24 protein-coding genes and 1 other RNA gene are annotated in these 25,720 nt (G+C 35.2%); 12 read left to right on the top strand and 13 right to left on the bottom strand.

The annotated features are described in order from the left end of the window. Window positions 1–2: 2 nt before the first annotated feature. The gene (iscU, locus tag ABWU40_RS05505) at window positions 3–386 is read right to left on the bottom strand and encodes a Fe-S cluster assembly scaffold IscU (RefSeq protein ID WP_353279164.1); all 384 of its coding nucleotides are present in this window, start codon (window positions 384–386) and stop codon (window positions 3–5) included. Window positions 387–589: 203 nt separating this feature from the next. On the opposite strand from iscU, the gene ftsY reads away from it, so the two are divergent. Beyond that, window positions 590–1,501 carry a signal recognition particle-docking protein FtsY gene (gene ftsY, locus ABWU40_RS05500; RefSeq protein ID WP_015589234.1) on the top strand — a complete coding sequence of 304 codons (912 nt, stop codon included), beginning with the start codon at window positions 590–592 and terminating at the stop codon, window positions 1,499–1,501. Here the strand turns inward: ftsY and radA are convergent. Beyond that, a complete protein-coding gene (radA, locus tag ABWU40_RS05495) occupies window positions 1,488–2,831 on the bottom strand; it encodes a DNA repair protein RadA (RefSeq protein WP_141457221.1) in 1,344 nt (447 codons plus the stop codon). The genes ftsY and radA overlap by 14 nt on opposite strands. A 500-nt stretch (window positions 2,832–3,331) precedes the next feature. Here radA and ABWU40_RS05490 point away from each other — a divergent pair, with 500 nt between their 5' ends. Then, complete coding sequence (locus tag ABWU40_RS05490) at window positions 3,332–3,508, top strand: hypothetical protein (RefSeq protein ID WP_182309489.1); 177 nt, start codon at window positions 3,332–3,334, stop codon at window positions 3,506–3,508. A 298-nt stretch (window positions 3,509–3,806) separates the two neighbouring features. Here ABWU40_RS05490 and ABWU40_RS05485 read toward each other — a convergent pair whose 3' ends face one another. Together ABWU40_RS05485 and ABWU40_RS05480 are read right to left on the bottom strand one after the other, a co-directional pair. Further along, window positions 3,807–5,381, bottom strand: a complete 1,575-nt coding sequence (locus ABWU40_RS05485; RefSeq protein WP_015589167.1) for a penicillin-binding transpeptidase domain-containing protein — start codon at window positions 5,379–5,381, stop codon at window positions 3,807–3,809. Then, window positions 5,336–6,175, bottom strand: coding sequence for a polysaccharide deacetylase family protein (locus ABWU40_RS05480; RefSeq protein WP_015589168.1), 840 nt, complete (start codon window positions 6,173–6,175; stop codon window positions 5,336–5,338). The genes ABWU40_RS05485 and ABWU40_RS05480 overlap by 46 nt, the downstream gene beginning before the upstream one ends. A 122-nt stretch (window positions 6,176–6,297) precedes the next feature. Here ABWU40_RS05480 and ABWU40_RS05475 point away from each other — a divergent pair, with 122 nt between their 5' ends. The 4 genes from ABWU40_RS05475 (at window position 6,298) to ABWU40_RS05460 (ending at window position 10,187) form a co-directional block, all read left to right on the top strand. After that, a complete protein-coding gene (locus ABWU40_RS05475) occupies window positions 6,298–7,806 on the top strand; it encodes a YifB family Mg chelatase-like AAA ATPase (RefSeq protein ID WP_264378093.1) in 1,509 nt (502 codons plus the stop codon). 83 nt (window positions 7,807–7,889) lie between these two features. Next, window positions 7,890–8,354 carry a hypothetical protein gene (locus ABWU40_RS05470; protein ID WP_353279163.1) on the top strand — a complete coding sequence of 155 codons (465 nt, stop codon included), beginning with the start codon at window positions 7,890–7,892 and terminating at the stop codon, window positions 8,352–8,354. 238 nt (window positions 8,355–8,592) lie between these two features. Further along, window positions 8,593–9,789 (top strand): cell division protein FtsZ, encoded by a 1,197-nt coding sequence (gene ftsZ / locus ABWU40_RS05465; protein WP_010962790.1) that lies wholly within the window; start codon window positions 8,593–8,595, stop codon window positions 9,787–9,789. Continuing rightward, complete coding sequence (locus ABWU40_RS05460) at window positions 9,789–10,187, top strand: EVE domain-containing protein (protein ID WP_007549395.1); 399 nt, start codon at window positions 9,789–9,791, stop codon at window positions 10,185–10,187. Before ftsZ ends, ABWU40_RS05460 begins: the two co-directional genes overlap by 1 nt. A 228-nt stretch (window positions 10,188–10,415) precedes the next feature. On the opposite strand, the gene ABWU40_RS06355 is transcribed toward ABWU40_RS05460, so the two are convergent. Next, the gene (locus ABWU40_RS06355; RefSeq protein WP_255322244.1) at window positions 10,416–10,547 is read right to left on the bottom strand and encodes a hypothetical protein; all 132 of its coding nucleotides are present in this window, start codon (window positions 10,545–10,547) and stop codon (window positions 10,416–10,418) included. A 24-nt stretch (window positions 10,548–10,571) separates the two neighbouring features. Here ABWU40_RS06355 and ybeY point away from each other — a divergent pair, with 24 nt between their 5' ends. Together ybeY and ABWU40_RS05445 are read left to right on the top strand one after the other, a co-directional pair. Then, the gene (gene ybeY / locus ABWU40_RS05450) at window positions 10,572–11,024 is read left to right on the top strand and encodes an rRNA maturation RNase YbeY (protein ID WP_010082473.1); all 453 of its coding nucleotides are present in this window, start codon (window positions 10,572–10,574) and stop codon (window positions 11,022–11,024) included. Between the two features lie 86 nt (window positions 11,025–11,110). Beyond that, a complete protein-coding gene (locus tag ABWU40_RS05445) occupies window positions 11,111–11,899 on the top strand; it encodes a succinate dehydrogenase iron-sulfur subunit (RefSeq protein WP_010082472.1) in 789 nt (262 codons plus the stop codon). Window positions 11,900–11,902: 3 nt separating this feature from the next. Here ABWU40_RS05445 and ABWU40_RS05440 read toward each other — a convergent pair whose 3' ends face one another. From ABWU40_RS05440 to ABWU40_RS05425, 4 genes are read right to left on the bottom strand one after another with little or no spacing between them, the layout of a single operon-like run. Continuing rightward, a complete protein-coding gene (locus ABWU40_RS05440) occupies window positions 11,903–13,039 on the bottom strand; it encodes a hypothetical protein (protein WP_010962793.1) in 1,137 nt (378 codons plus the stop codon). A gap of 42 nt (window positions 13,040–13,081) precedes the next feature. Further along, entirely contained in the window at window positions 13,082–13,861 is a 780-nt protein-coding gene (locus ABWU40_RS05435; RefSeq protein ID WP_006280097.1) for a GNAT family N-acetyltransferase, read from the bottom strand. Beyond that, window positions 13,851–14,333 carry a phosphatidylglycerophosphatase A gene (locus tag ABWU40_RS05430; RefSeq protein ID WP_141457025.1) on the bottom strand — a complete coding sequence of 161 codons (483 nt, stop codon included), beginning with the start codon at window positions 14,331–14,333 and terminating at the stop codon, window positions 13,851–13,853. Before ABWU40_RS05430 ends, ABWU40_RS05435 begins: the two co-directional genes overlap by 11 nt. 19 nt (window positions 14,334–14,352) lie before the next feature. Continuing rightward, window positions 14,353–15,336, bottom strand: coding sequence for an NAD(P)H-dependent glycerol-3-phosphate dehydrogenase (locus tag ABWU40_RS05425; protein ID WP_006280098.1), 984 nt, complete (start codon window positions 15,334–15,336; stop codon window positions 14,353–14,355). Window positions 15,337–15,661: 325 nt separating this feature from the next. Here ABWU40_RS05425 and ABWU40_RS05420 point away from each other — a divergent pair, with 325 nt between their 5' ends. Further along, window positions 15,662–16,432 (top strand): response regulator transcription factor, encoded by a 771-nt coding sequence (locus tag ABWU40_RS05420; RefSeq protein WP_006280099.1) that lies wholly within the window; start codon window positions 15,662–15,664, stop codon window positions 16,430–16,432. A 51-nt stretch (window positions 16,433–16,483) separates the two neighbouring features. Here ABWU40_RS05420 and rnpB read toward each other — a convergent pair. Then, window positions 16,484–16,833: RNase P RNA component class A (gene rnpB / locus ABWU40_RS05415), an RNA gene on the bottom strand. Window positions 16,834–16,990: 157 nt separating this feature from the next. Further along, window positions 16,991–19,006 (bottom strand): hypothetical protein, encoded by a 2,016-nt coding sequence (locus tag ABWU40_RS05410; protein WP_015589172.1) that lies wholly within the window; start codon window positions 19,004–19,006, stop codon window positions 16,991–16,993. 224 nt (window positions 19,007–19,230) lie between these two features. On the opposite strand from ABWU40_RS05410, the gene nuoE reads away from it, so the two are divergent. The 3 genes from nuoE to ABWU40_RS05395 all read left to right on the top strand — a co-directional run bounded on the left by nuoE (window position 19,231) and on the right by ABWU40_RS05395 (window position 23,091). Continuing rightward, window positions 19,231–19,731, top strand: coding sequence for an NADH-quinone oxidoreductase subunit NuoE (nuoE, locus tag ABWU40_RS05405; RefSeq protein WP_010962799.1), 501 nt, complete (start codon window positions 19,231–19,233; stop codon window positions 19,729–19,731). Next, window positions 19,732–20,949, top strand: a complete 1,218-nt coding sequence (gene tgt / locus ABWU40_RS05400) for a tRNA guanosine(34) transglycosylase Tgt (RefSeq protein ID WP_015589173.1) — start codon at window positions 19,732–19,734, stop codon at window positions 20,947–20,949. It begins immediately after the preceding gene. 732 nt (window positions 20,950–21,681) lie between these two features. Continuing rightward, window positions 21,682–23,091 carry a hypothetical protein gene (locus ABWU40_RS05395; RefSeq protein ID WP_246039504.1) on the top strand — a complete coding sequence of 470 codons (1,410 nt, stop codon included), beginning with the start codon at window positions 21,682–21,684 and terminating at the stop codon, window positions 23,089–23,091. 194 nt (window positions 23,092–23,285) lie between these two features. On the opposite strand, the gene ABWU40_RS05390 is transcribed toward ABWU40_RS05395, so the two are convergent. Both ABWU40_RS05390 and ABWU40_RS05385 read right to left on the bottom strand, forming a co-directional pair. After that, complete coding sequence (locus tag ABWU40_RS05390) at window positions 23,286–24,557, bottom strand: M16 family metallopeptidase (protein ID WP_010962800.1); 1,272 nt, start codon at window positions 24,555–24,557, stop codon at window positions 23,286–23,288. Then, the gene (locus ABWU40_RS05385; protein WP_197907379.1) at window positions 24,554–25,174 is read right to left on the bottom strand and encodes a superoxide dismutase; all 621 of its coding nucleotides are present in this window, start codon (window positions 25,172–25,174) and stop codon (window positions 24,554–24,556) included. Before ABWU40_RS05385 ends, ABWU40_RS05390 begins: the two co-directional genes overlap by 4 nt. Window positions 25,175–25,720: the final 546 nt, after the last annotated feature.

Here is a 25,720-nt window from a genome sequence, read left to right as displayed (position 1 = left end):
TCTTAATTCTTTTGCTTACTTTGATAATCATGAATAGCAGTCTTTATAGCATCTTCAGCAAGTACCGAACAGTGTATCTTCACTGGAGGTAAAGACAACTCTTCCACTATTTGAGTATTCTTTATCTGTGTAACGTCACTGATGGTTCTTCCCTTTATCATCTCTGTTAACAAGGAACTTGAAGCAATGGCAGAACCACAACCAAAAGTTTTAAATTTTGCATCTTCAATAACACCTTTGTCATTGACCTTTATCTGCAATTTCATTACATCACCGCACGATGGTGCACCAACTAAACCAGTACCAACATTTGGATCATTTTTATCCAGAGAGCCAACATTCCTTGGATTTTCATAATGATCTAAAATTTTCTCATTATAACTCATAAAATTACCTATAAACTGCTATTTTACATTATAACATATTTAGGTTAAAAACTAAAGGAAAACAATCGTTTTACGTGATTTTTACTTTCAAAATTCCCGTAAAACGATTGTTTAACTTTACAAATACACATAATACGTGTATTTCTTTACAATCAGCGTCTCTATGTTGTCATTAAGTTTATAATTTAAAAAGGAGTATTCCCTTGAGTTTGTTTAGTAACCTTTATAAAGGCTTGTTAAAAACTTCTTCTCGCTTTAGCGACGGGGTGAAAAGTATTTTTTCTGGCAAAAAAAAATTAGATCAGTCGCTTTTAGATGAATTAGAGGAATTGCTAATTAGCATGGACATTGGTCATAAAACTTCTAAGTTGATTATCGATAGGCTCACAAGCATCAAGTTTGACAAGGAAGTTGAACATAATATTATCTCGCAGCAGTTAATGAACGAAATAGAAGCTATATTGAGCCCAGTTGTACAGCCGTTAATTTTAAATAAAAAACCACATATAATAATGGTATGCGGAGTAAACGGTAATGGTAAAACCACGACTATAGGTAAGCTTGCATATAAATATAAGGAGATGGGAAAATCCGTTATGCTTGTTGCGTGTGACACATTTAGAGCTGCTGCTAGTGAGCAGTTAAACATTTGGGCAGAACGTTCTGATTGCTTGATTGTTACTGGAGAGTACGGTAGCGACTCTGCAAGTGTGGCATATAGAGCTGTAAGTCAAGCTATAAAAGATAACGTTGATGTTGTTCTAATTGACACAGCAGGAAGGCTGCAAAATAATGTGAACCTTATGGAGGAGTTATCAAAAATATATAGAACGATAAAGAAATTGGATGATACTGCCCCTCATGACGTTATTTTAGTTCTTGACGCAACTACCGGCCAAAATGCTTATAGCCAATTAGAGGCATTTAGTAAGATGGTCCATGTTACCGGGCTAATCGTAACAAAGCTAGATGGCACCGCTAAGGGCGGAGTAGTAATTGGACTTGCAGAAGCTTATAAGGTAAAGTTACATGCTATAGGAATTGGCGAAAATATAGAGGACTTAAGGGAGTTTACTAGTAAAGAATTTGCTGAAGCATTATTTAATTGTAATTAAAGACTTCTCTTAATTCCCTTACATGACCAAGCTTAATTATCTCAATATCATGAGAAGAATAATTGCCATTTTTAGGCATAATTGCTTTTTTGAATCCTAACTTTTGTGCTTCTTTTAGTCTGAGATCAGCATGCGAGACATTCCTAATTTCTCCTGAAAGTGCAACTTCACCGCAGATTATTGAAGAAGTTGGCAGCGGTAAATTTACTACACTTGAAATAAGGGAAGCAGCAACAGCAAGATCAGCCGATGGTTCCTGTATTTTGAGTCCCCCTGCAATGTTTAGGTATACCTCTTTATCATGCAAAAACATTTTGCAACGAGCATTTAGCACCGCAATGATCATAGCCAATCGATTAATATCCCACCCAACTACTGCCCTTCTTGGGGTTGCCATATTAGTCCCTGCTATTAATGCTTGCACTTCCATTAAAATTGGTCTTGAACCTTCAATTCCTGCAAATACGGCGCTGCCAACTACTTCTCTGTCATGGGCCATCAGAAACAATGATGATGGATTATCAACAGGCACAAGTCCTGCTTCAGACATCTCAAAAACACCAATTTCATTTGCAGGGCCAAATCTATTTTTAATAGTACGCAAAATGCGATATTGATTGCTATTTTCACCTTCAAAATATAATACCGTATCCACCATATGCTCCAGAGTTTTGGGTCCAGCTATTTGTCCATCCTTAGTTATATGACCAACTATTAAAAGAGAAACACCATATTGTTTCGCAAGAATAGTTAATTCATGTGCGCAAGTACGAACCTGAGTTACAGTTCCTGGTGCCGATGTAATTCTGCTATCATACATTGTTTGTATAGAGTCAATTACTAAGAATTTAATACTTTTGTTTTCCTTTATTGTTGCTACTACATCAGTTAAAGACACTGTAGATAAAAGCTTAATTTTAGGTTCATTTATCTTAAGACGCTTTGCTCTGAGACTCACCTGCTCTAAAGACTCCTCGCCGGATACATAAAGACATTCAAAAGAGGAAAGTTGCACAACATTAGCTGCAATTCTAAGCAAAAGGGTGGATTTTCCAATACCAGGTTCGCCACCAATTAAAATGCTAGCACCTTGAACGATACCCCCACCAAAAACTCTATCTAATTCTTCTATTCCTGTTAAAAAACGACTTGGAGTGATAATTTCGCTACCCGATAACGTCTTTATTAAAATTGGTGCAGATATACTTCTTTTGCCCGTTTTTACTGCTATTTCCTCAACAATTGTATCCCAATTGTCACATGCGATGCACTTCCCTACCCACCTACCAGTGCTGTGACCACAGGATTGACATACATATACAGTTTTCATCAAAGCCAAAATTATTTTGTTGTAATTGTAATAAAAATTAGCTGAATATGCGAAGTAAATCTATAGCTAACCCAAGAAAGGGTTCCCTATGTCATACCGCGATTCATTCGCGGTATCTCTAGATCCCGCTAACAAATAGCGGGATGACGAGCTTATCGTCACGCCGCCGCGAACCGTTATACCGCGATTCATTCGCGGTATCTCAAAGCATAGATCCCGCTAACAAGCAGCGGGATGACGAATTACTTAACCATCATCTACACCGTCATACCGCGATTCATTCGCGGTATCTCTTAGCCGCTAACAAGCAGCGGGATGACGAGGTCATGCCACCGCGCGAACCGTCATACCGCCGCGGTATCTCTAGATCCCGCTAACACGTAGGGGAATGACGAGGTCATGCCGCCGCAAACCGTCATACCGCCGCGGTATCTCTTAGCCGCTAACACGTAGCGGGATGACGGTTGTTGTTTAGCCATAAATATTAAGAAATTTACCAAATGAAAAAAAAGGCAAAAGAAACCCTGGGGTTATTATCCGCTTTAAAATATTGGCGTTTTTTATGTTTTAAACGCTTGACAAGCGAGATTCAGCCGCTTTTAATTGCAACTAACTTACGCTGCAAATGTTTAAGAAATTTACTAAGCAGAAAAAAAGACAAAGAATCCCCGAGTTAGCTAGTCTTTTACTATCTCTGTCGAGTATTGGCATTTTTTGATGTCTTGTAACGCTTTATAAGCGCGTTCAGCTTATTTAGATAAAAATCTAGATGTAGATGAAGTTTTGTAAAGACATACAGTATCTATATACTGCAAAAAATTGAACATAAGACGCCGATACATTAAGTAATCCTTACCTTTTAATCTGCAGATCGGCGAAAGCAAATACAATAGCTTCAGTTTTATGATAAGGGGGCTGGCGAAGGGTGTCAAGCAAGTTTTTTGTTTCTATTCCCAATAAAAGTTTGTTATATGGTTATGCAAGAAGTTTAATACTCATAGTTTCAAGCATATACTGAAATATCTCATTAGCAATTGCAACATCTTGGCGTGGGGCTTTGCCGTGTTCTATAAACACAGAGATTGCATAGCGCGGGTTATGGTAAGGGCCATAGGCGATAAATAACTTATGACTTTCGCCCTTAGAGTTTATTTCTGGTGTACCGGTTTTGCCAGCAATTTGTATACCGCTTAGCCCTTTCTTATAGGTTCCAGTTTTAGAATTCACCACATCAAACATAGCTTTTCGAACTATGCTAAGATGCTCACAATCCACATCAATATCGGGAAAATCTTGTATCGTTTTACTCATCTCAATGTGGGGAATTACCTCTTTTCCTGTTGCAATCCTCGCTGCAAGAACTGCAAGCTGTAGTGGTGTTGTAAGCATATACCCTTGTCCTATAACTAAGTTGATAGTGTCACCTAAATACCACTGCGAATATAGCTTTCGTGTACGCCAATCTCTATCTGGCAACAACCCTGGAGCTTCTTCTTTAAACGTTCCAATCAGTGGCCCACTTCCAATACCAAATTTTCTGGCCATTTCTACTAGAGAGTCTACACTTATTTTTTTCCCTATATTATAAAAGTAAGTGTTGCATGATAATGCCATTGCCTCATTTAAAGATACATACCCATGGACTTTGCTTTTCAGACAACGAAATTTCCGCTCACCTATTTTCATATAGCCCTTGCACGAGAATTTCTCTTCTGGTGTTATTATCCCGTCTTTTAAACCCGCAAGCGCAACTATTACTTTAAATATTGAACCAGGTGGAATTTGATATGATAACGCACGATTCACAAGCGGTAATGAAGGAGCATTCAAGTTTTCCCAAGTCTCATTTGATAGCCTGCTAGCAAAAAGATTATTATCGTAAGAAGGTGAATTATATAATGCTAAAATTTCTCCATTATTTACATCAATTACCACTGCGGAGCCTTGGTGATCTTTAAATACCTCTGCGGTTTTCTCTTGCAGATTAATCTCAATTGTCAGTTGTACATCTTGTCCGTCTTGTTGTGGTATGCTTGATAATTCTTTTATGACGCGTTTTTTAGAATTTATTTCCTGCTCAGATTTTCCTGACTTGCCTTTCAATATATGATCATATGTATATTCAATACCGCTGATTCCTACTTCGCTTATGCCTTGCTGTCTTTTTGTATATCCGATTACATGAGAACACATTGAACCAAACGGGTAATAACGTTTATAAAGAGCAGTTATTTTTTCTGACGATTTTGCTATTTTAGACTCGACTTCTGATAATGTCTGCAAATCAACTTCCTTACCAGAACCATCAAACAAAACAACATACGAAATTTTGTTTACCGCAAGTTCAATGCTATTCCTATCTAAAATTTTGCCCCGCTTAGGCATAATAGTAGCAACTCTTATTCTATTACTATTAGATAGTGCTTCGTACTTTTGTCTGTTTCGTATTTGTAAATTATATAACCTGCAACTAAAAACCGCAGAAATGGTAAGCTGAATACCACCTAATATGAATGCTCTGCGGTTAAAGACTTTGTTTTTTGTCCACATAACATTCCTTCAAAACACACTTTTTTCCCCTCTTTTATTGTTACACTTCTGGCTTTTACCGTATTACAAACCCTTTTTTCCCACTCACTTAAGGTCACAAACTTATAATCTGATTTTTTTAGTATTTTAATAATATGAGGTAAAGCTTCAATTGTGTTTGACCTGTTATTGTGATCATGAAACAGTATAACTGCTCCATTATGTACATTACTTAAAACTCTTTCAACTAAAGTTTCTGGCTTATCACCTTGCCAATCTAGCGAATCAACTGTCCATAATATTGAATACATATTTAATTGATCAGTATTTTCAATCAGATTATCGTCATAACATCCATATGGCGGACGAAACCATTTTACATCTTGTTTTATTGCATTTTTAATTGCTGTATTTGTCTTTTCCAATTCTTGCAATTGTTCCTCACTTGAAAGTGATGTCAACTTCCTATGCGACCAAGAGTGATTGCCTAACTCATGACCTGATTCATGAATTTTCTTTACTATTTCAGACGTTTTTTCATTTATACGTTCACCAAGCACAAAAAATGTTGCTTTTGCTTCATAGCTTTCCAGAACATTAATAATATCGTTTATTCTATTGTTGGAAGGTCCATCATCAAACGTAAGCGCAACAAACTTATCGTCGTTATTCAATAATTTTTTTATATTACTTAAATTTCTATATGATAGATCTAGATTACAACTGAGCCCACAGTATGGTAAATTAAAATTACAATCACTACAAAAAGCCGTACTTGAATATAGTAAGAAAAAAGTGATTATCCTTATAAACATTTGTAATCAGCAAAGTGATAGAATACTACACTTTTTTGCTAAGTTAAGCCATCTTTAATTGCTGTAGCCTTTACTTCATCGCTTCTTTAATATATTATATTAACAATTTTATATAATATATTATGATTGCAAATATAAATACCGTTGCGCTTCAGGGAATTAGCACAGTAAATGTCAATGCACAAATTCATATGGCAAATGGTATTCCAGCTTTTAATATTGTTGGCTTGCCGGATAAAACTGTTGCAGAATCCAGAGAGCGCATCAGAGCAGCGTTAAATTCAATCAATCTACTACTACCTCCAAAAAGAATTACAGTTAATCTCTCCCCTGCGGATTTGCTGAAAGAAGGCAGTCATTATGACTTGGCTATTGCTATTGGACTACTTGTTGTAATGAATGTGATACCAGTTGAAAAAGTTCAGTCTTATATAATCATGGGTGAACTGGCTCTTGATAGCAGAGTTATTCCAGTTTCAGGTGTGCTGCCAACAGCAATTAATGCAAAAAAGGACAATAAAGGAGTAATTTGCCCGAGAGGAAATGGTGTAGAAGCTGTATGGGTGAAGAATGTTTCAATTCTGGCTATAGAGAAATTAACTGATATTATCAGACACTTTAAGGGTGAGCAATTAATTCAGCCAGTAATTTTTAATTATAGTGATGCACCCAAAGAAAAAAGATTGGTTCCCGATATGAAGGATATCAAAGGCCAAGTTGTTGCAAAAAGAGCAGCTGAAATTGCAGCAGCAGGTGGGCATAATATGCTTCTTGTTGGCCCTCCTGGTACTGGAAAATCAATGCTTGCTAAGCGCTTTATAGGATTGCTGCCTGATTTAACCGAACAGGAGATAATTGATGTTAATATTATTTCCAGCATAACAAAAACTGGTAATGAAATATTCAAAGTAACTCGTCCCTTTCGTGAACCTCATCATTCATGCTCTATGCCAGCGATGATAGGGGGAGGAAAGAATGCAAAACCTGGAGAAATTACCATGGCTCACAATGGCGTGTTATTCCTTGATGAGTTGCCAGAATTTCCAAGACTTGTGCTTGATTCTCTGCGCCAACCACTTGAAGATAGAAAAGTTACCGTTGCAAGGGCAAATGCTCACATAACCTACCCTGCAAATTTTCAACTGATTGCTGCAATGAACCCTTGCAGGTGCGGTTATTTAGGTGATGCAAGCAGATCGTGCAACAAAGCTCCAAAGTGTGGCACAGATTACAAAAACAAAATATCAGGCCCATTGCTTGATAGAATAGACATATGCATTGAAATGCCAAACGTTAGCATACTCTCTCCTGAAATCTCTGTGGAGGGAGAAAGTACTAAAATCATAAGAGAAAGAGTGATAGCAGCAAGAAAAGTTCAAACTGAGCGCTATAGTGAATTAAATATTCGTTGCAATTCAGAAGTAAGCGGTGAAGCATTTAATAAATTTACTGAACCAGATCAGGCAGGGTTAGAATTGCTAAAATACGTACTGAAAGAAAATTACATTTCCAATCGAGGCCACACACGCGTATTAAAAGTTGCAAGAACTATTGCAGATCTTGCAAAAAGTGAAGAAGTAAAAAGAGCACACATTGCTGAAGCGCTCAATTACAGAATAAAGGTATATTAAAAAATTAGTTTACTTGACAGGCAATTTTTTTTACTATATGCTTCCTTAATGAAATTTTAACATTCTATTTAAGGAGTAGAGTTATGGCATTAACAAATTATGAGTATAGAAAAGGGGATGGCATTTTTCATGCTATTTCAGAAGGATATATACGAGCTGAAAAATACTGGGGAATTCCTGGTGCTGCTGGTGGAGCTGGTCAGTACGCTATGCATAATAAAGGGAGAACAGCATTATTTCCGCTTGCAGTTGCAAGTGTTGTCTTTACAGCAATGCATATGAAAGCAGGCTTTGTTAGTGCAGCAGAAGCTTCTGGGTTTCTTGCTAAGACTGCCAGTTACTTTGTTGGAACAAATCAAGCAATAGCTGCTTCATTACCTGGATTTATCGGAACAGGTGTTGCTGGTCAGATAGTTGCGGGTGCCATAATGGCAATTGCTGCAGCTGCTGTTCTTTATGGAACATATCAAATTGCCTCAAAATTAAAAGATGTTGCGGTTGAAGAATTGAAAGGGGAAGAGAAAGATAAGAAATCTAATAATCTTTAACAAAATAAAAAGGGATAGGTTTCTGTCCCTTTTTATAAACGTTTTCTATTTTTTGCATCGGTTAAGTGATGTCATCTAAGAATCTAGTTATTATAATTAACGGCACTTATTAGTATAAATGTTAAGAATAAGTAAATCCCGTTTACTGTTTACGCCTATAGAAGTGAAAAGTATTTGCATATTATTAAAAAAGCGGTAACTTATTATCAAGTGAATTCGCTAAATTTGAGTAATTTAAATGTCTATTGATCTTAGTCTGCCGGAGTTACCTATATTGCACCCAAGGATTACCGTTGTGGGAGTGGGTGGTGCTGGTGGAAATGCTGTGAATAACATGATCCAATCTAATTTGCAAGGAGTGAATTTTGTTGTCGCAAATACCGATGCTCAAGCACTAGAAAAGTCGTTATGTGATAAAAAAATTCAGCTTGGCATTAATTTAACTAAGGGGCTTGGTGCTGGTGCTTTGCCTGATGTTGGCAAAGGTGCAGCAGAAGAGTCAATTGATGAGATTATGGAGCATATAAAAGATAGTCATATGCTTTTCATCACAGCAGGAATGGGCGGTGGTACTGGAACCGGTGCAGCACCGGTAATTGCAAAAGCAGCCAGAGAAGCAAGAGCCGCAGTTAAGGATAGAGCGCCAAAAGAAAAAAAGATATTGACTGTTGGAGTTGTAACTAAACCGTTCGGTTTTGAAGGTGTGCGCCGTATGCGCATTGCAGAGCTTGGACTTGAAGAACTGCAAAAATACGTGGATACACTTATTGTCATTCCAAATCAGAATTTATTTAGAATTGCAAATGAAAAAACTACATTTTCTGATGCATTTAAACTTGCTGATAATGTTCTGCACATTGGCATCAGAGGAGTAACTGACTTGATGGTCATGCCAGGGCTTATCAATCTTGACTTCGCTGATATAGAAACAGTAATGAGCGAGATGGGCAAAGCGATGATCGGCACCGGAGAGGCAGAAGGAGAAGATAGAGCAATTAGTGCTGCAGAGGCTGCAATATCTAATCCATTGCTTGATAATGTATCAATGAAAGGTGCGCAAGGAATATTAATTAACATTACTGGTGGCGGAGATATGACTCTGTTTGAAGTTGATGCTGCAGCCAATAGAGTGCGTGAAGAAGTAGATGAAAATGCAAATATAATATTTGGTGCTACTTTTGATCAAGCGATGGAGGGAAGAGTTAGAGTTTCTGTTCTTGCAACTGGCATTGATGGTCGCAATAATAAATCAGAAACTTCACCTATAAGTCAGAGCGAAGACTCAGAGAAAGAGAAATTTAAGTGGCCATATAGTCAAAGTGAAAGTACACAAGACAAAACACTGGAAACAAAACCAGCTGAACAGGTAAGCGAAGGAGCTAAGTGGGGCAGCAATATCTATGATATACCAGCTTACTTAAGAAGAAAAAAATAATGCAATTTTGGCTACTTAAGTCAGAGCCAAGTGAATACTCATGGCAAAAAATGGAAAAGGAGCAGGTAGTTGAGTGGGATGGTGTGCGCAATTATCAAGCTCAAAATTACATGAAAATTATGAAAGCAAGCGATCTTGCGTTTTTTTATCATACAGGTAAAGAGAAAGCAATACTTGGAATCGTTGAAGTATTTAAAGAGTATTATCATGTTAATGATCCCAAGTTCGGATTAGTGAATGTAAAGTTTTTGAAACCTTTAAATAACCAAGTAACGTTAAATAATATAAAACAAAACCCACTTTTGAAAAATATGACTATATTAAAACAACCACGTTTATCAATTGCCCCAGTTTCGGAAATTGAATGGAATGAAATAATAAGGATGAGTGATGTGTAATACCTGTCATTTCAGTTCCTAAATGATGTCATCTCAGCACACAACGCACAGCTGTATGAATATTTGTCTCGAAGGCAGTGCATTAAACGTTATAGCCGATTTTGCATCAAACACAAAGGTGTCATTCCAGTGCTTGACACTGGAATCCAGCCTTAATGCAACCACATTAAAGCCGTTGTGTTTTAATATAAGATTAGCTACTTTTATATTCACTAACTTGATGTCTAATCAAAATTCCTGGATCCCAGTGCCTAGACACTGGGATGACATCCTTCTAGTGTACAATATTCGTACAGTTGTGTACATGACACAAGGGTCTATAACTCTTCTTTTTTGGATTCCAGTGTCAGCTATTTGCATGACACCCTTACTGATGTGTCACTCATGTTAGAAGTAAATATTCTTGACAAGAAATGGTGCAGCATTATAGAAAATCCTAAAAATTTTGTATTAGGTGTCATCAATGCTTCTCTAAAAGAATTAAAAATAGACCACTATAAACCAAATATATCAATAGCTCTGGCTGATGATGACTTGCTACATCAACTTAATTTAAAATTTAGAGAAATGGATAAGCCAACTAACGTACTATCATTTCCGTATGAACAATTGTCTAATGAGTGCGATTTAGGAGACATAGCAATTTCAATAGACACAATAAAAAGAGAATCGCATGAGTATTATATACCCATTCTTGCTCACATTGCACACATGTTAGTGCATGGATTACTGCATTTACTTGGTTATGATCACCAAAAAAAAGATGAAGAAATTATAATGAAAAATCTAGAAAGAGAGATTTTAGCTTCGCTTGGCTACAATATGTGTGCGATTTAAAAGGAATTTAATAAAAATATAGTAGATGATAATAAAATATGTTATCTACAAAGGGTTTTAGCTATAAACAATAAAAGGTAAGTGATATGGTTCAGTTTTCTTTGCCAAAGAATTCTAAAATTAATCAAAAGGGCAAAATTTATCCTATTCCTGCTAGAGCAAAAAACATCAGAAGATTTCAAATTTACCGTTGGTCTGCTGATGACGAGAAAAACCCTAGAATAGACACATTTTTTATTGATATGGATAGTTGTGGCCCTATGGTACTTGATGCATTAATAAAAATAAAGGATGAAATAGATTCGACTTTAACTTTCAGACGTTCTTGTAGAGAAGGCATATGTGGATCTTGTGCCATGAATATTGACGGAACCAATACTCTTGCATGTACTAGATCTATACATGATATAAAAGGTGACGTAAAAATATATCCATTACCTCACATGTATGTAATAAAGGACCTAGTCTCGGATTTGAGCCAATTTTATGAGCAATACAAATCAATTAAACCTTGGTTACAAGCAGATAAGCCTGCCCTACCAAATAAAGAATACTCTCAATCTTCTGAAGATAGAAAAAAATTAGATGGCTTGTCCGACTGTATATTATGTGCTTGCTGTTCGACTGGTTGCCCAAGCTACTGGTGGAATAGTGATAAATTTTTAGGACCAGCAATACTATTACAAGCTTACAGATGGATTGCTGACAGCCGTGATAATAAGACAGGTGAAAGACTTGATGTTTTAAACGACCCATTCAAGTTGTATCGTTGTCATACAATAATGAATTGCACAAAAACTTGTCCTAAAGGACTTAATCCAGCAAGAGCAATAGCGAAAGTAAAACAGCTCATGGTAGAGAGAGAAGGAGTTTAAGTATTATCTTTTGCATTCTTCGTAAGAGAACAGCAAACCTTCCGAAGCGTATGGTATTGTTAATACCCTGAACGCTTTTCCGTTTGTGAAGTGCATCGTATCATCGTACGATTCAAATAATTTTTTGAACAACTCATGTCTTTGGTTACTAATAGTTTGAAAATCCTCTTTTTCTAAAAGCTTTTTAGATTCGAAGAGGTAAAGCATAACTTCGTGATAAGTTGGGTAAGATGCCAAAAATTTTGGGTCAAATTGAAAGGTTTTTATAAAAGCATTATTATAAAATTTTAGCTTTTGATTCTTACTATATATTACTATAGCAACCGGTAACCTCTCAAGCAAATTTTTCTGTGTAGCTAAATAACTGTTTAATTCAGTATATAATTTCTCTGCATCACTAACATCTTTCCCATACATTACTATGCTACCAGAACCTTGTATTGGAATTTTAACAAAATCGAAAACCTTAGGTTCGTTCTTATAAGTTATGACATGTCTTCCTGGTTTTGTGCTATGAGCGCTACCGGTAATAGCAAATTTCTTAGAACCATCTACATATTTATCATAAAACAAGTTATAAAATTCCACCTTTCTACTCTTGTTATATCTTAGTATTGGAAATGGTAAAGAGTTGAAAACGTTTTTATAGCTCTCCACTTCCTGTGTAAGCTTACTATTTTCTAACTCAAGTCCGTTAGCCTTTATCTTACAGTCTGAGACATTCCTTATCCATAACAGCACACCTATCACATTGTTAGAATCATCTATTATGCTTCTACCGTAACATATGCAATAAACCTCACTGTCTTTTGACTTTAAATCTAGAGTAAAAGATTTATTTATTTCCTTTGCCTCAACAAAATTTTTGATTAAGCTTTCTGATTGCTCAAAAAAATTCACAAACTCATTAAATGAGTAAAAAACAGTATTAAGCAAAATTAGTAAATTGGGAGAGAACTTTTCTATACGTTTTTTTGCATCCCAAATATAAAACCCATCATTCACAGTATCAATCAAATTATTTATGATAACATTTTGATGCTGTAAGTTCTTAATCTTATTACTAATTTTTAATTTAGAATAAGAGAGAAAGAATAATATTAGAATCAATATTAAAACCACTTCATACAAAAAAAACATAGCACTTTTAAAACAAATGTAAAAATTTGTAACCGCTCAGAATTATGCTGAAGAGGTATATAAGTAAAGATTGCCTAACATTTGAAAGCCCAATCTCTTATAAAGGTTCACAGAAGATTTCATACAATGTGCTACTATATATTTGCATTCAAGCTGTTTAGCTATCTTTATTCTTTCTAAAACCATTTGGGTACCTATTCCACGATTCCTGTAAATTGGTAAAACTCCATCACTATAAAAACCAGCTACGCTATCTTGAACATAAAGACCGCATGTCCCAATAATTTCATTATTTAGTGTTACAAGAAAAAATCTTAATCTTGAGTTCTTATCATCATAATTTGATAATCCGCGAAAAAATGTGCTGACAATTCCAACGCCATGATAAAAAATTTTAGAAGTGTGTAGATCTAACTGTTCTAAGAGGTTGCTACCATTCACAGCATTTAACCTCAAGTTTGGAATAACATCAGCAGGTAAAAAGTAATTTTTCATATTAAGTAAAGCTTTTTTTGGTGTGCTAACGTGTTTTATTTCACACTTTTCTAAAATATCTCTTATTTTCATATGTGAATTTATTACCCATGTTGCTTCTATATCTCTTGTTCTGAGATAATCTAGAGTTTTTTGTATAGAAAGCTCGGTACATTGATCTCCACAGAACACAAAATTAAATAATGACTCCCTGGTACCATTTATTGTAAATATGATGTTATCAAATTCATCGTGTACTTCCCACTCAGATAAATTCGCTGTGTACAGTATATAATCCTTTAGATTTTGAACAATTAAGCTTGAATAATAAATTTTTTTATCCTGCATACACCAACAATAAACAATAAAAGGCTCCTATAAGAACACAGGCTAAAATTGCAGCTATAACGTCATCTAGCATAATACCTAAAGGACCTTTGGTATTTTTATCGATTAAATTTATAGGCCACGTTTTTATTATATCAAAAAACCTAAAAGAAAAAAAGCACAACAACAATGAAGAATAATTCATCTCTTGGCTTAACAATATCGAAACTAAAAGTATCGTCAGCAATTGACCAACCACTTCGTCAATTACTACCTCTTTTGGATCACATGAAGTCTTGTAATGTTTTATATAATTACCTGTAGACCATAATCCAATTAAGAATAAAAAAGAAATAATTGCTGCACCTAAAATTTTGTTGCTCAGGATTACAGGAACAAGCGGAAAAGAAGCCAAACTACCCACAGTACCTGGCATTTTTTTTACTGTTCCAGACAGCCACCACGTTGATATTAATTTATATAAAAATTTCACAATATATCCAAATACAAAATTAACTTATAAGAACAGAAATAGTATCCTCTATAGAGGCGCTTTCATACAATAATCTATAGACCGCTTCACATATAGGCATTTTTATCTTTAGCTTTCCTGCTAAATTAAATATGGACTCAGCAGTGCTAAAACCTTCAATCACTGACTTGCCTTCTGACAAAATCTGCTGAACATTAAAGCCATTATCACTATTACCTATTTTAAACCCAAAAGATAAGTTTCTTGAATTCAAGGATGTGCATGTCATAATTAGGTCACCCAGACATGCTGGCCCAAGTAGTGTATTTATATCCACACTACCGTCACCAATTTTTGCTGAGTATAAAGCCTTAATTTCGCTCATACTTTTCGTAATCAATGCTGCATGAGCATTAAACCCAAGTTTACTACCTAGAACAATCCCACACGCTATAGCAAAAACGTTCTTTAACGCTGCACAAATCTGTACTCCTATAATGTCGTTACTAAACTCCAATTTAACATTTTCTTGTTGCAGCTCTGATACTAGCTTTGAACCTAATGTGTTATTTTGGCATGCAAGAACCATTGAATAGGGTAATTTTCTTGCAACTTCTACAGCAAAGCTAGGACCTGAAAAAATAGCAATAGGATTGTTAGGTAAAATTTCATTTACTATTTCACTAGGTAATTTTAATGTAGACTTTTCTATTCCCTTACAAGCTAAAATTATTGCTACATCTTTTTTCAGATTACAATTATGCAATTGCTGACATACCTTCCTCAGAGACTGAGTGGGAACAGCGAGGATTGTTACTGAAGCATTAATTGTGTCTTCAATAGCCAATTTTACTGACACATTATCAGAAATTCGACAACCGGGTAGCTTGTCACTTTCTCTTTTCCCGTTGATTGATTCAAATGTAGTTTCATTGCGAGTCCACAAAATCACATCTTTCTTACTACCTAATGAAATTGCGATTGCTGTACCCCATGCACCAGCACCTAAAATTGATATTGCCACACAATATTCCTGAAAATATTACTTATACTTTAAAATAGTAGGATAAGTAAATTAAAAATATAACACAGACATATAGAATAGTTAAATATTTATTAACCGAAGTATTCTTTTAATAATAGTAACTTTAATTCAATATTTACTAAAAATATTATTACTATCATGGTATGTCTATTATATTTTAGATCTATTTATATAACTTTGGAACAATATATTTACTATTAATTAATAAGTGTAATTTTGATCATTTGTTAATAAAAATTTGATTTATTACTTTCCTTAGTTATATATATTACTAAAATTATAAATTATTTATGGGGTGTAAAATATGCGTATATTATTAATTGAAGATGATCAAGTAAGTGCAAAGACTGTGGTTAACGCCTTAACTTCTGATGGACATTTCTGTGACGTTGTTACTTCTGCACAAGATTATAACAATAATATGGTTTCCTCAAACGGAGATTACTATGACCTAGTTATTTTAGATATACACTTGCCTGGTGATATTGACGGATATGATATATTGCTAAGACTAAGAAGTGCAAAAATCAAAGTTCCTGTCTTAATACTTTCATGTATATCCGCTGTCAATCACAAAGCTAAAGGACTCGGGTATGGTGCCGATGATTACTTAACCAAACCATTTCATAAAAGTGAGTTATTAGCTCGAATTAAGGCCATAGTGCGTCGTACTAAAGGCCATCCTGAATCGGTGATAAAGATTGGTAATATAAATATCAATTTTGATCACAGGATTGTTGAGGTGAAAGGTAAAACGGTTCACCTTACTAATAAAGAGTATTCTATGATAGAATTGCTAGCACTGCGTAAAGGAACAGTATTAACAAAAGAAATGTTCTTAAATCATCTTTACAATGGCTTAGATGAACCTTCAGATAACAAGATAGTTGATGTTTTTATGTGCAAATTACGTAAGAAACTTGAAAGTGCAAATGATGGAAAAAGCCACATAGAAACCGTTTGGGGCAGAGGGTATGTTCTGAAAGAGTATATTGATGATGATGAATATTCTAATGTTAATGTAGGCGAAAGTAGTGATGGCTATCAAGCAGAACAAGTGAAGGACAACGCATGAAATGCCTACACATTTAAATATAGCATGGCTTATATCGCACGTATCATGTGAACGCCTAGGTGAAATATAAGCCGAGTTCTGTTTATGTAGCTATTTATCTGGAGTAAATGTTACCATTTACCGCATGCGATTTACCCGAGTAGATATGAGGAAAACATAAAATCTACTTCTATTTAATCTTGCTCCTAGTGTTGGTTACTCGACTACCAATGTTGCCATTGCCATGGTGTGCTCTTACCACACCTTTTCACCCTTACCTAAAAATATTTTAGGCGGTAATTTTCTGTAGCCCTATAACTGGAGTTACCTCCGGCGGGCATTACCCGTCACTATTTTTCCTTGGAGCCCGGACTTTCCTCTGCTATGTTTATCACACAACAGCAGCTACTTATTTCACCTAGGAATTATACTTTAACATGAAAATCACAAAAGCAAAAGACAATTTCCTAACAGTCTACATATTAAAAACATTTAGACAAATAGCTAAAGGTGATATTCCGGCACATCATCACTATCCCAAGATAAGCTTTTTTCACTTTTAGACTCCGCTTCAGTTAGTCAAGAGCCTGGTCCACCGCTTGAAGACGATGAGCTACTTCTTGATCGACTACTACTTTCTACTGATATACTATTTAGCACTGTTTCAGATTGATATATAGTTCGCATTCTGTTACCAGTGGTAAAAATTTCTTCATCGCTACTTGAAGATGATCGCCTTCTATAACCCAAATCAGTTAGTTCTAATACAGAAGCAGCATTACGACCCTTAACATATCTATATGCTATGAATCCTATAATTCCAACAATACCTATTGCTCCAACCAAAGATCCCCCTATCATTCCTGCCTTATTAGACCCTATAGCAAGTTGAGTAGGTTGTGGTGAAGAAGTAGACTGAGGAAGTAAAGTCGTGGTGAATATAGGAGTTGTTGACTCTTTTGTTCTAGTACTTGGTATACTAAATACTGTTTGTGTAGTTTTCTCTGAGCTTGTTGTTGGCGCAGTTGGTTCCACTGTTACTGTGCTTGTTTGAGTCGTTGACTCTGTTGAAGGTTTACTCATCGTAGAAGTCGACGCACCAGTCGCTGCTGTAGGTTTTACAGTACTTGTCTCAGTCCCTGAAGTTACTATCGGCACACTAGTTGACGTTGTAGCAACCGTGGTCGCTTGTGAAGTAGTAGTTGTTTTTGCTACTGTCGTTGACTCCGTTGAAGGTTTACTTATTGTAGAAGTAGGTGCAACGGCTTCCGTTGTCAATTTAGTAGTCTTCACAGCGTCGGTTTCTGCTGTGCTAGTAATTGCAGCAGTCGGCGTTTTCTTAGAAGTCACAACCGTTTCTGCAACAGTTATAGGAGCCACGGTACTACTAGAAATAATATCTGGCGTTAATCGACCGTTAATGATATTAACAAAATCACTGAGAGTTTTGATGCTATTTGCCGGTATTATTGTTGCTTCAGAAGATTTTCCAGAGCCGTTTTGATTAAAAGTTACAATATTTTCTCCACTTACCGCAGTTACGATAAAACCACCCTGACCGTTGCCCTTAATATATAATTGCTCTATAGGATCTGTAAATTGATAGATAGGAAAATCTGACACTGATCCATTTTTAAGTAGAGTTGCTATATGTAACCTCTGCTCATTAGCTGATTGGTCATTTTCAAGAAAAGCAACTAGATCATTTCCTTCCGTTTGTTCAACATACTGCAAAAAGCTTATTTCATGTTCTCTAGAAAGAGATAGTGCTTTATTATCTATTTGACCTTTTCGATTACCAAGTAAAAAGCCATTAACTCCATCCTTCAGACCCTGAATCACTTTAGCCATATCAAATTTAAAAATACGTGTTTTTCTCACCTCTTGATTTTCCTTAGTAATCCTTTTGCTCACTTGCGAATAAAGCATCGTGTTTCCATTTAATGCCAATTGCCCCTGATTATCAAAATTGAACAATTTTCTTTCTGTAACACCTTTTTCTCCAGTCAATACCTTAAATTTTCCGCTCTCGCTTGACTTTAAGTACCAAGAAACTAAAGTTTGATCCTTTAAGTTATGGGCGATTACAATTACGTCACCATTACCAACTTTCACTGCTCTTGGTTGAAAGTAACTATTGCCCACATTTGCAAGACTATTATTATCAATATTCTTTTGTAATTTTCTTTTATCTAAATGTTCAACTGAAGGAGTATTAACTGATTGTTTAATTCCGTAAGTGTTAAAAGATAAGCCTTTAACGCATTTTTCTCCTTCTTCGCTAATTCCTTCTTCAGGAAAGATAACTCCAACTTTATCTATTTCAGCTGAATCTTCTATTAATGTGAGAGATAATTGATCTTTGAATTCATTTGCTACGCTGATATTTGTACCACATTCGTATGTTTTTGATTGATATAATGGACTAATAAGTAATTTTACTTTACTGCTCCCATTACCATTATCTTGATAGCTGAGTCCGTAAGCAACTCCATTCCCCTCAATTAATTCTACGTTTGTTGGATTAAAACCTATCGCTTCTTTAATTTCCGGTGTATTTGAGTTGATCCCGAGCAATCTTCTTAATATAGACATAATTTTATTTAAAATATTAATAAAATGCTATTATGATTACTCCTGTGTGTTAATGTCAATGAAAATTTTAACTAAAATTAAAAAATTAATATAATATTTTATACTAAAAGGTAAATATAAGCTTGAAGAGGGCTAAGAAGCTTTATGCTATTTCTCAAAAAACCAACAATTGCAATCATTGGTTCTACAGGTATAATCTGTTAAAGTTTACACGAGTCTCATGAATGATAGAAAAAGAAGAGCAGTTTAGTTTTACATCAGAAAACCTCAAGAAAGCGGGAAAGTTTATAGAGATGTATCCCAAAGGTAGAGAAGGTAGTGCTGTTATGCCTTTACTATATCTGGTTCAAGAGCAATGCGGATGGGTTTCTGAATCTGCTATGCGTTATGTTGCTGATATGCTGCATATTCCACATATTCGTGTATATGAAGTGGCAAATTTTTACACCATGTATAATTTAAAACCAGTAGGCAAATATCTAATACAAATTTGTAGAACAACTCCTTGCTGGTTGTGCAATAGTGAAGAAGTTTTAAATACCTTTAAAAAAAAACTTGGAATCAATATCGGTGAGACTACTAAAGATAATTTGTTCACTTTAAAAGAAGTTGAATGCCTAGGTGCATGCGTTAATGCTCCCGTTGTGCAGATCAATAATGACTTCTATGAAAATCTTACTCCTGAGAAAGTAGAAAACATCATAACAGAACTTTCAGGCAAATAGATGAAAGAAGAATTTTCATTCAAGAGAATCAAGCAATCAGGTTCTGCAAGAGTTGGAACAATTAAAACTCCAAATGGAAGCGTAGAAACCCCCGCTTTTATATTCTGCGCAACAAAAGCTGCAATTAAAGCTGCAGATATTGAAAGAATAAGTGAAGCTGGTACCCAAATCATACTTTCCAACACCTATCACCTAATGCTTCAACCAGGAGAGAATACTGTTGCAAAACTTGGTGGTTTGCGCAAGATGATAGGATGGAATGGGCCAATGCTAACTGACTCAGGTGGATATCAGATATTTAGCTTAGGCCACGGATCAGTTTCGGAAGAGATAAAAGGAATAAGAAAAAAACAAAAAACTTTGATCAAAATTAATGAGGATGGGGCAATTTTCCGTTCTTACATTAATGGTAAAATTTATTGCTTAACTCCTGAAAAATCTGTACAAATTCAACAGAAATTAGGTGCAGATTTAATCCTAGTTTTAGATGAATGCACTCCATTTCACGTAAGCAAAGAATACACAGCAAAATCAATGCTCATGAGCCACAGATGGGCTGAACGTTCTTTAAATGAATTTGAAAAAAACAATAATGGCAAGCAGGCACTGTATGGAATTAGTCAAGGCGGAATATATCACGATCTGCGTAGAGAAAGTTGTGATTTTATCAACAATTTACCATTTTTCGGTCAAGCAATAGGTGGATCACTTGGTCAAAGTAAAGAGCAGATGTACGATGTAGTTTCTTTCACTATGGACCACTTGAAAAAAGACAGGCCTACTCATTTGCTTGGTATTGGTGGAATTGTGGACATCTTTCGCGGAGTTAGTCTTGGAATTGATACGTTTGATTGCGTGCATCCAACCCGTTTAGCAAGGCATGGTGGTGCGCTGATTAAAGTAAAAAATAGAGATTCTATTTCTTCAAAGTGCAAAGAGCATATCAATTTGCGAAATCAACAATTCGAGCTGGACGATAACCCAATTGAAAGTGACTGTTTATGTTTTACCTGCAGAAAACATTCAAGAGCTTATATACACCATTTACTGAAAGCTAAAGAGCTCCTGGCTTACACGCTCGTTACCATTCATAATATTTTCTTTATGAATAAGTTAATGGCATCAATAAGGCAGGCAATATTAGATGATAGGCTAGATCAGGAGAAAAATAATTGGATTAGTGAAATACCATTGCACTTTGATTTGGCCTCTCTTTAAGTCTTTTCTTCATTAGACTTCTTGCATAACCATATAACGAACTTTTATTGGAAATAGAAACGAAAAAACTTACTTGACAAACTCCGCCAGCCCCCTTATCATGGTACTGAAGCTATTTATTTATCTTCGCAATCTGTGCAGGTTAATGACAAAAAACTTAGGGTATTTGGCGTCTCATGTTTAATTTTTCGCACTACGTGCATCGCATGTCCTTAAAAATTTCTGGGTTTTTACCTATATAAGCCGAAACGCGCTTACAAAGCGTTTAAGACAGCAAAAAACGTCAAATTGACAAGGGAGAATTTGAATACTAGCTACCCTAGGGTTTCTTTGCCTTTTTTCCTGCTTGGTAAATTTCTTAAACACTTGCGGTGTAGGTTAGTTGCAAGTTAAAAGCAGCTAAATCGCTCTTAATCAAGCGTTTTAGAATAAAAAAAACGCCGATATTTTAGTACATAGTGAATAGCTAACCACCACGGGGCTTCTTTTACCTTTTTTTTCATTTGGTAAATTCCTTAATATTTATGGCTAAACGACAATCGTCATCCCAGCGGGATCTAGAGATACCGCGGCGGTATAGCTATACCTTTTTTCTACTTAGTTTGGGTTATGCAAGAAGTCTATTCTGTTAACTCTTCCTTTTATTATTTTTCCTTCAGAAGTGCTATAATAAATAATTAATCTATTAATGTTAGCCTTTGTCTTGAATTTGTAAATGTTAGAGATAAAGATATGAATATAAAAAATAATGTTCTATTAATATTTGACTTTGATAATACTATTACTAATGGGCACATGCACAATGCTCTTTCTAGGTTAAGCAAAAGTGACTTTAATTCTACTCAAAATAATGCAGCAACTGATAACGACATAAAAAATTTTCTAGAAAATACAGACGGAATAAAAAATAAAGAGGGGTTAAAATCTGTACTGCAATCTGCACTTTCAAGTGGAATAGAAGTTAATATTGCATCATATACAAAATATCCGGATGCTGTAAAAGAGGTTGTAAAGGATCACTTGGGTTTATTTGAAGAACAAACAGGTAGCATTTCTGTATTTGGTGGGTTTCCAGGAGATTATGATAATCAGTTGCAAGAGTTAGATGTTAGAGAACAACAAAGTCAAGTCGGAAAGAATTTGCACATCTGTGAGGCAATTGTGAAGTATAAGAATAAACACGGTGAGTTGCCAAAAACTGTCATGCTAGTTGATGATGATGTAAAAAATATTCAAAAGATTAATGAGTTTGTTGCATCAATGAGCAAAAGAGGGGGATGGCTTAAAGAAAATGGGCTGAGTGTTGAAGATATAAACAATATTAAATTTGAAGGCGTTCAAGTACCTAAAGAGGACAAAAATGTTGGTTATCTAGAAAGAGTACAGGAGTTTGTCAATGCTAACTTGGTACAAGAACCAATTTATGAAAATTTAAGGAAAGAAGAACCTATATACCAAAATCTTCAAGACACTCAGAGACAATCACCTGAAGAAAAGCCACCACAATTACCTCCTAAACTTAAGAATTTAAATGCAGTATCCCAGAATAATGAGGAGCCACCATCATTACCTACTAAAAAAAGGAAATCAAGTGATGGTGTGGTTGTTGATGATGAGAGTAAAAAACAAGATATTAAAGACATGTCATCATCCAAAGCACAACCAACACGCTCAAAACGTCATGCAATGATGCTTGACCCTCAGCAAATAGAATCTATACACCAGAATGCTGAAGAGCCACCACTAGGTAAAAAATACGCACATACTGAAACCATCTCCTTATTAGAGGCATTTGAGACAATCAGAGATTTTTTTCAAGATTGTGGTCAAAAAATAATAAATACTATTCATAGATTATTAAAGAAGGAAGTAATAACAGGAGTTAAAGAGCAAGGCTATGATGTGAATAGTGAAAAAGGTAAAAGTGAAATTACGATTTATGGTAATAAATCGATAGATATTGACAAAATAAAAACGGATTTTATTGATACCTCTCTAATTCGAATAATGGAATTGGGTGAGGAGAAAATCAAAGATCTTAACAATAATTATAAAGGTGATCAGCTAGGGCGAGAGATATCGAAATTATTGAACGCTGGTTCGCAAAAGGAAAATATAAACTCAAACTATAATGATGGGTAGCCTATATTTCAGACTCGTGAAGAAGCATGGAATTATCCTCAGCAAAAGAAAAATATAAACTTGAATCCTGCAAGCAGCACTACACCTCAAGGTCAAGTATCATCATCTCCTCCTAGAAGCAATATAAAAGAAGCGTGTAGTTCACAGCACACCGCTTCAATTGTAAAGTAGCCAAATTAATGTAATAGAATGCGCTAAGCTTTAAGCATAGAAACCACTTTATCGTAACTTGGTAATGATTCAATTTCTCCAATTGCAGCTAGAGTGGTTTTTTCATGCTGAGATAACAATTCTTCTGCTGCTTTTTTTACGTTAGCAGTGGTAACTGCACTAATTTTTTCTATTAATTCATTTTTACTGATGTACCTATTATAGTTACCGTAGTAGTGTCCCAATGTTTCAGCACGTGAGCTAACACTTTCGCGTGACATTAAAATTTGGGATTTTACTCGCTCTTTCACTCTATTTACTTCTTCTTCCTTCAGATCATCTGTAGACAACTTCTTCAACTCTGTCGTTATAGATTTTAAAAGCTTATCTAAGTTACTACTGTCTGTACCAGCAAAAATGGAAAACATTCCTGTATTAGTATAGCTGGAATTAAATGAATAAACAGAGTAAGCTAATCCCTGCTTTTCCCTTACTTCCTGGAATAAACGTGATGACATTCCGCTCCCTAATATAGAATCAAGCACTTGAAACGTGTGATATTTATCGTCATGGCGAGAAACACTAGGTAGACCAATTAGCAAGTGTACCTGATCTAATTTACGATGTTCTAAATACTCACCACCAGTACAGCTCGCATTTTGGCTTTTTTTCAGCTTTTTAGAATGAATCTTTGAGAGAAAATCTTTGGTTAATGCAACAACTTCTTCATGTTCAACATTTCCTGCAACGGCAAATAGCATATTCTCACCAAAGTAATGCTCATTTATGTAATTATCTAGATCTCCTCGAGTAAAAGATTTTACAGTATTTTGCGTGCCTAAGATTGACCTACCAAATGGTTGGTCTTTATAAGCTGCCTCAAAATATTTGTCGAAAATAATGTCACTTGGTGAATCATTAGTTTGAAAAATCTCTTGTATTACAACACCCTTCTCACGTTCCAATTCATCTTCTGGAAACGTGGAATTCATCAATATATCTATTAATATATCAATACCAGTTTTTATGTCTTTCTTGAGGACTTTTGCATAATAGGTGGTGCTTTCCCTACCAGTGCTGGCGTTGAAAACCCCACCTATGTCATCAAAAGCTTTTGCAATTTCAAAGGCAGTTCTTGTCTTCGTCCCTTTGAAAGCCATGTGTTCTAAAAAATGGGATATTCCATTTTGCTTTGCACTTTCTGCTCTACTGCCAACACCAACTCGTATGCTTAAAGCTACGGAATCAATATCACGCACCTGCTCAGTTATTATGCGCAGACCATTATCTAATTTTGTTACCCGGGGTATATTCATCTCATATATTCTTCTAAGTTCTCTTCTGCAAAATCCCAATTAATCAAATGATCAAGGAAAACTTTTATGTAGTCAATTCTACGGTTTTGACAATCTAAATAATAGGCGTGCTCCCACACATCCATAGTGAGTAGTGGCACTTGACCATAAATTATTGGCAAATCTGCATTTGGAGTCTTGGTGATTTTGAGCTTTCCTAACCTACCTTTTTCGAGCACTAACCATACCCATCCACTGCCAAACTGGCTTACTCCATGACTCGAAAATTCTTCATAAAATTTATCAAAGCCACCGATATCGTCCTGAATTTTTTTTGCTAAAAGACTACTATCTTTAGGCTTACCACCACCATTTTTTTTCATTGAGTTCCAATAAAAAGTGTGGTTCCAAACTTGTGCTGCGTTATTAAATATAGGCAAGTTGCTGCTATTACCATGAACTTCTGTTATTAATCCCTCAATTTTCACATGCTGATAATCCGTATTTTCAACCAGCTCGTTGAGTTTATTTAAATACCCTTTATGATGCTTATCATAATGAAAGTCTAAAGTTTTTGCAGATATGTAAGGCTCTAAAGCTGTTTTATCATATGGTAATTCAGGTAAAGTAAAACTCATAAAAACCTCTTTATTTCTAACCTACTTGGATGGTAGGGCAATATATGCTTTTGTGCAACATATAATTAATAGCTAAAACATTTAGGTATCTATTGCATTATTCTAAATTATACTACAATAACGATTATTATATAAGCCATAGAAATGGATTAAATGCAAAAGTTACTTGACACCCTTCGCCAACCCCCTTATCATGAAACTGAAGCTATTTATTTATCTTCTCTGTACAGATTAAATGACAAAAAAACTCACGTATCTGGCGTATCATGTTTAATTTTTTGCACTATGTGCACCTTATGTCTTATAAAATTTCTACCTACATAAGCTGAAACGCGCTTATAAAGCGTTTAAAACATAAAAAAACGCCAACTTAAAAAATGGATAGTGAATAACTAGCTACCCTAGGGTTTCTTTTGCCTTTTTTTCTGTTTAGTAAATTTCTTAACGTTTATAATTTAGATTAGTTGCGGTTTAAAAGTAGCTGAATCGCGGTTATTAAGTGTTTAGAATAAAAAAACGCCATACTTGAAAGTATAATGTAAGTAA

This window comes from Wolbachia endosymbiont (group A) of Cydia amplana (assembly GCF_964028495.1).
Lineage (GTDB): Bacteria > Pseudomonadota > Alphaproteobacteria > Rickettsiales > Anaplasmataceae > Wolbachia > Wolbachia pipientis.
This window is presented reverse-complemented; position numbering and strand designations above follow the sequence as displayed.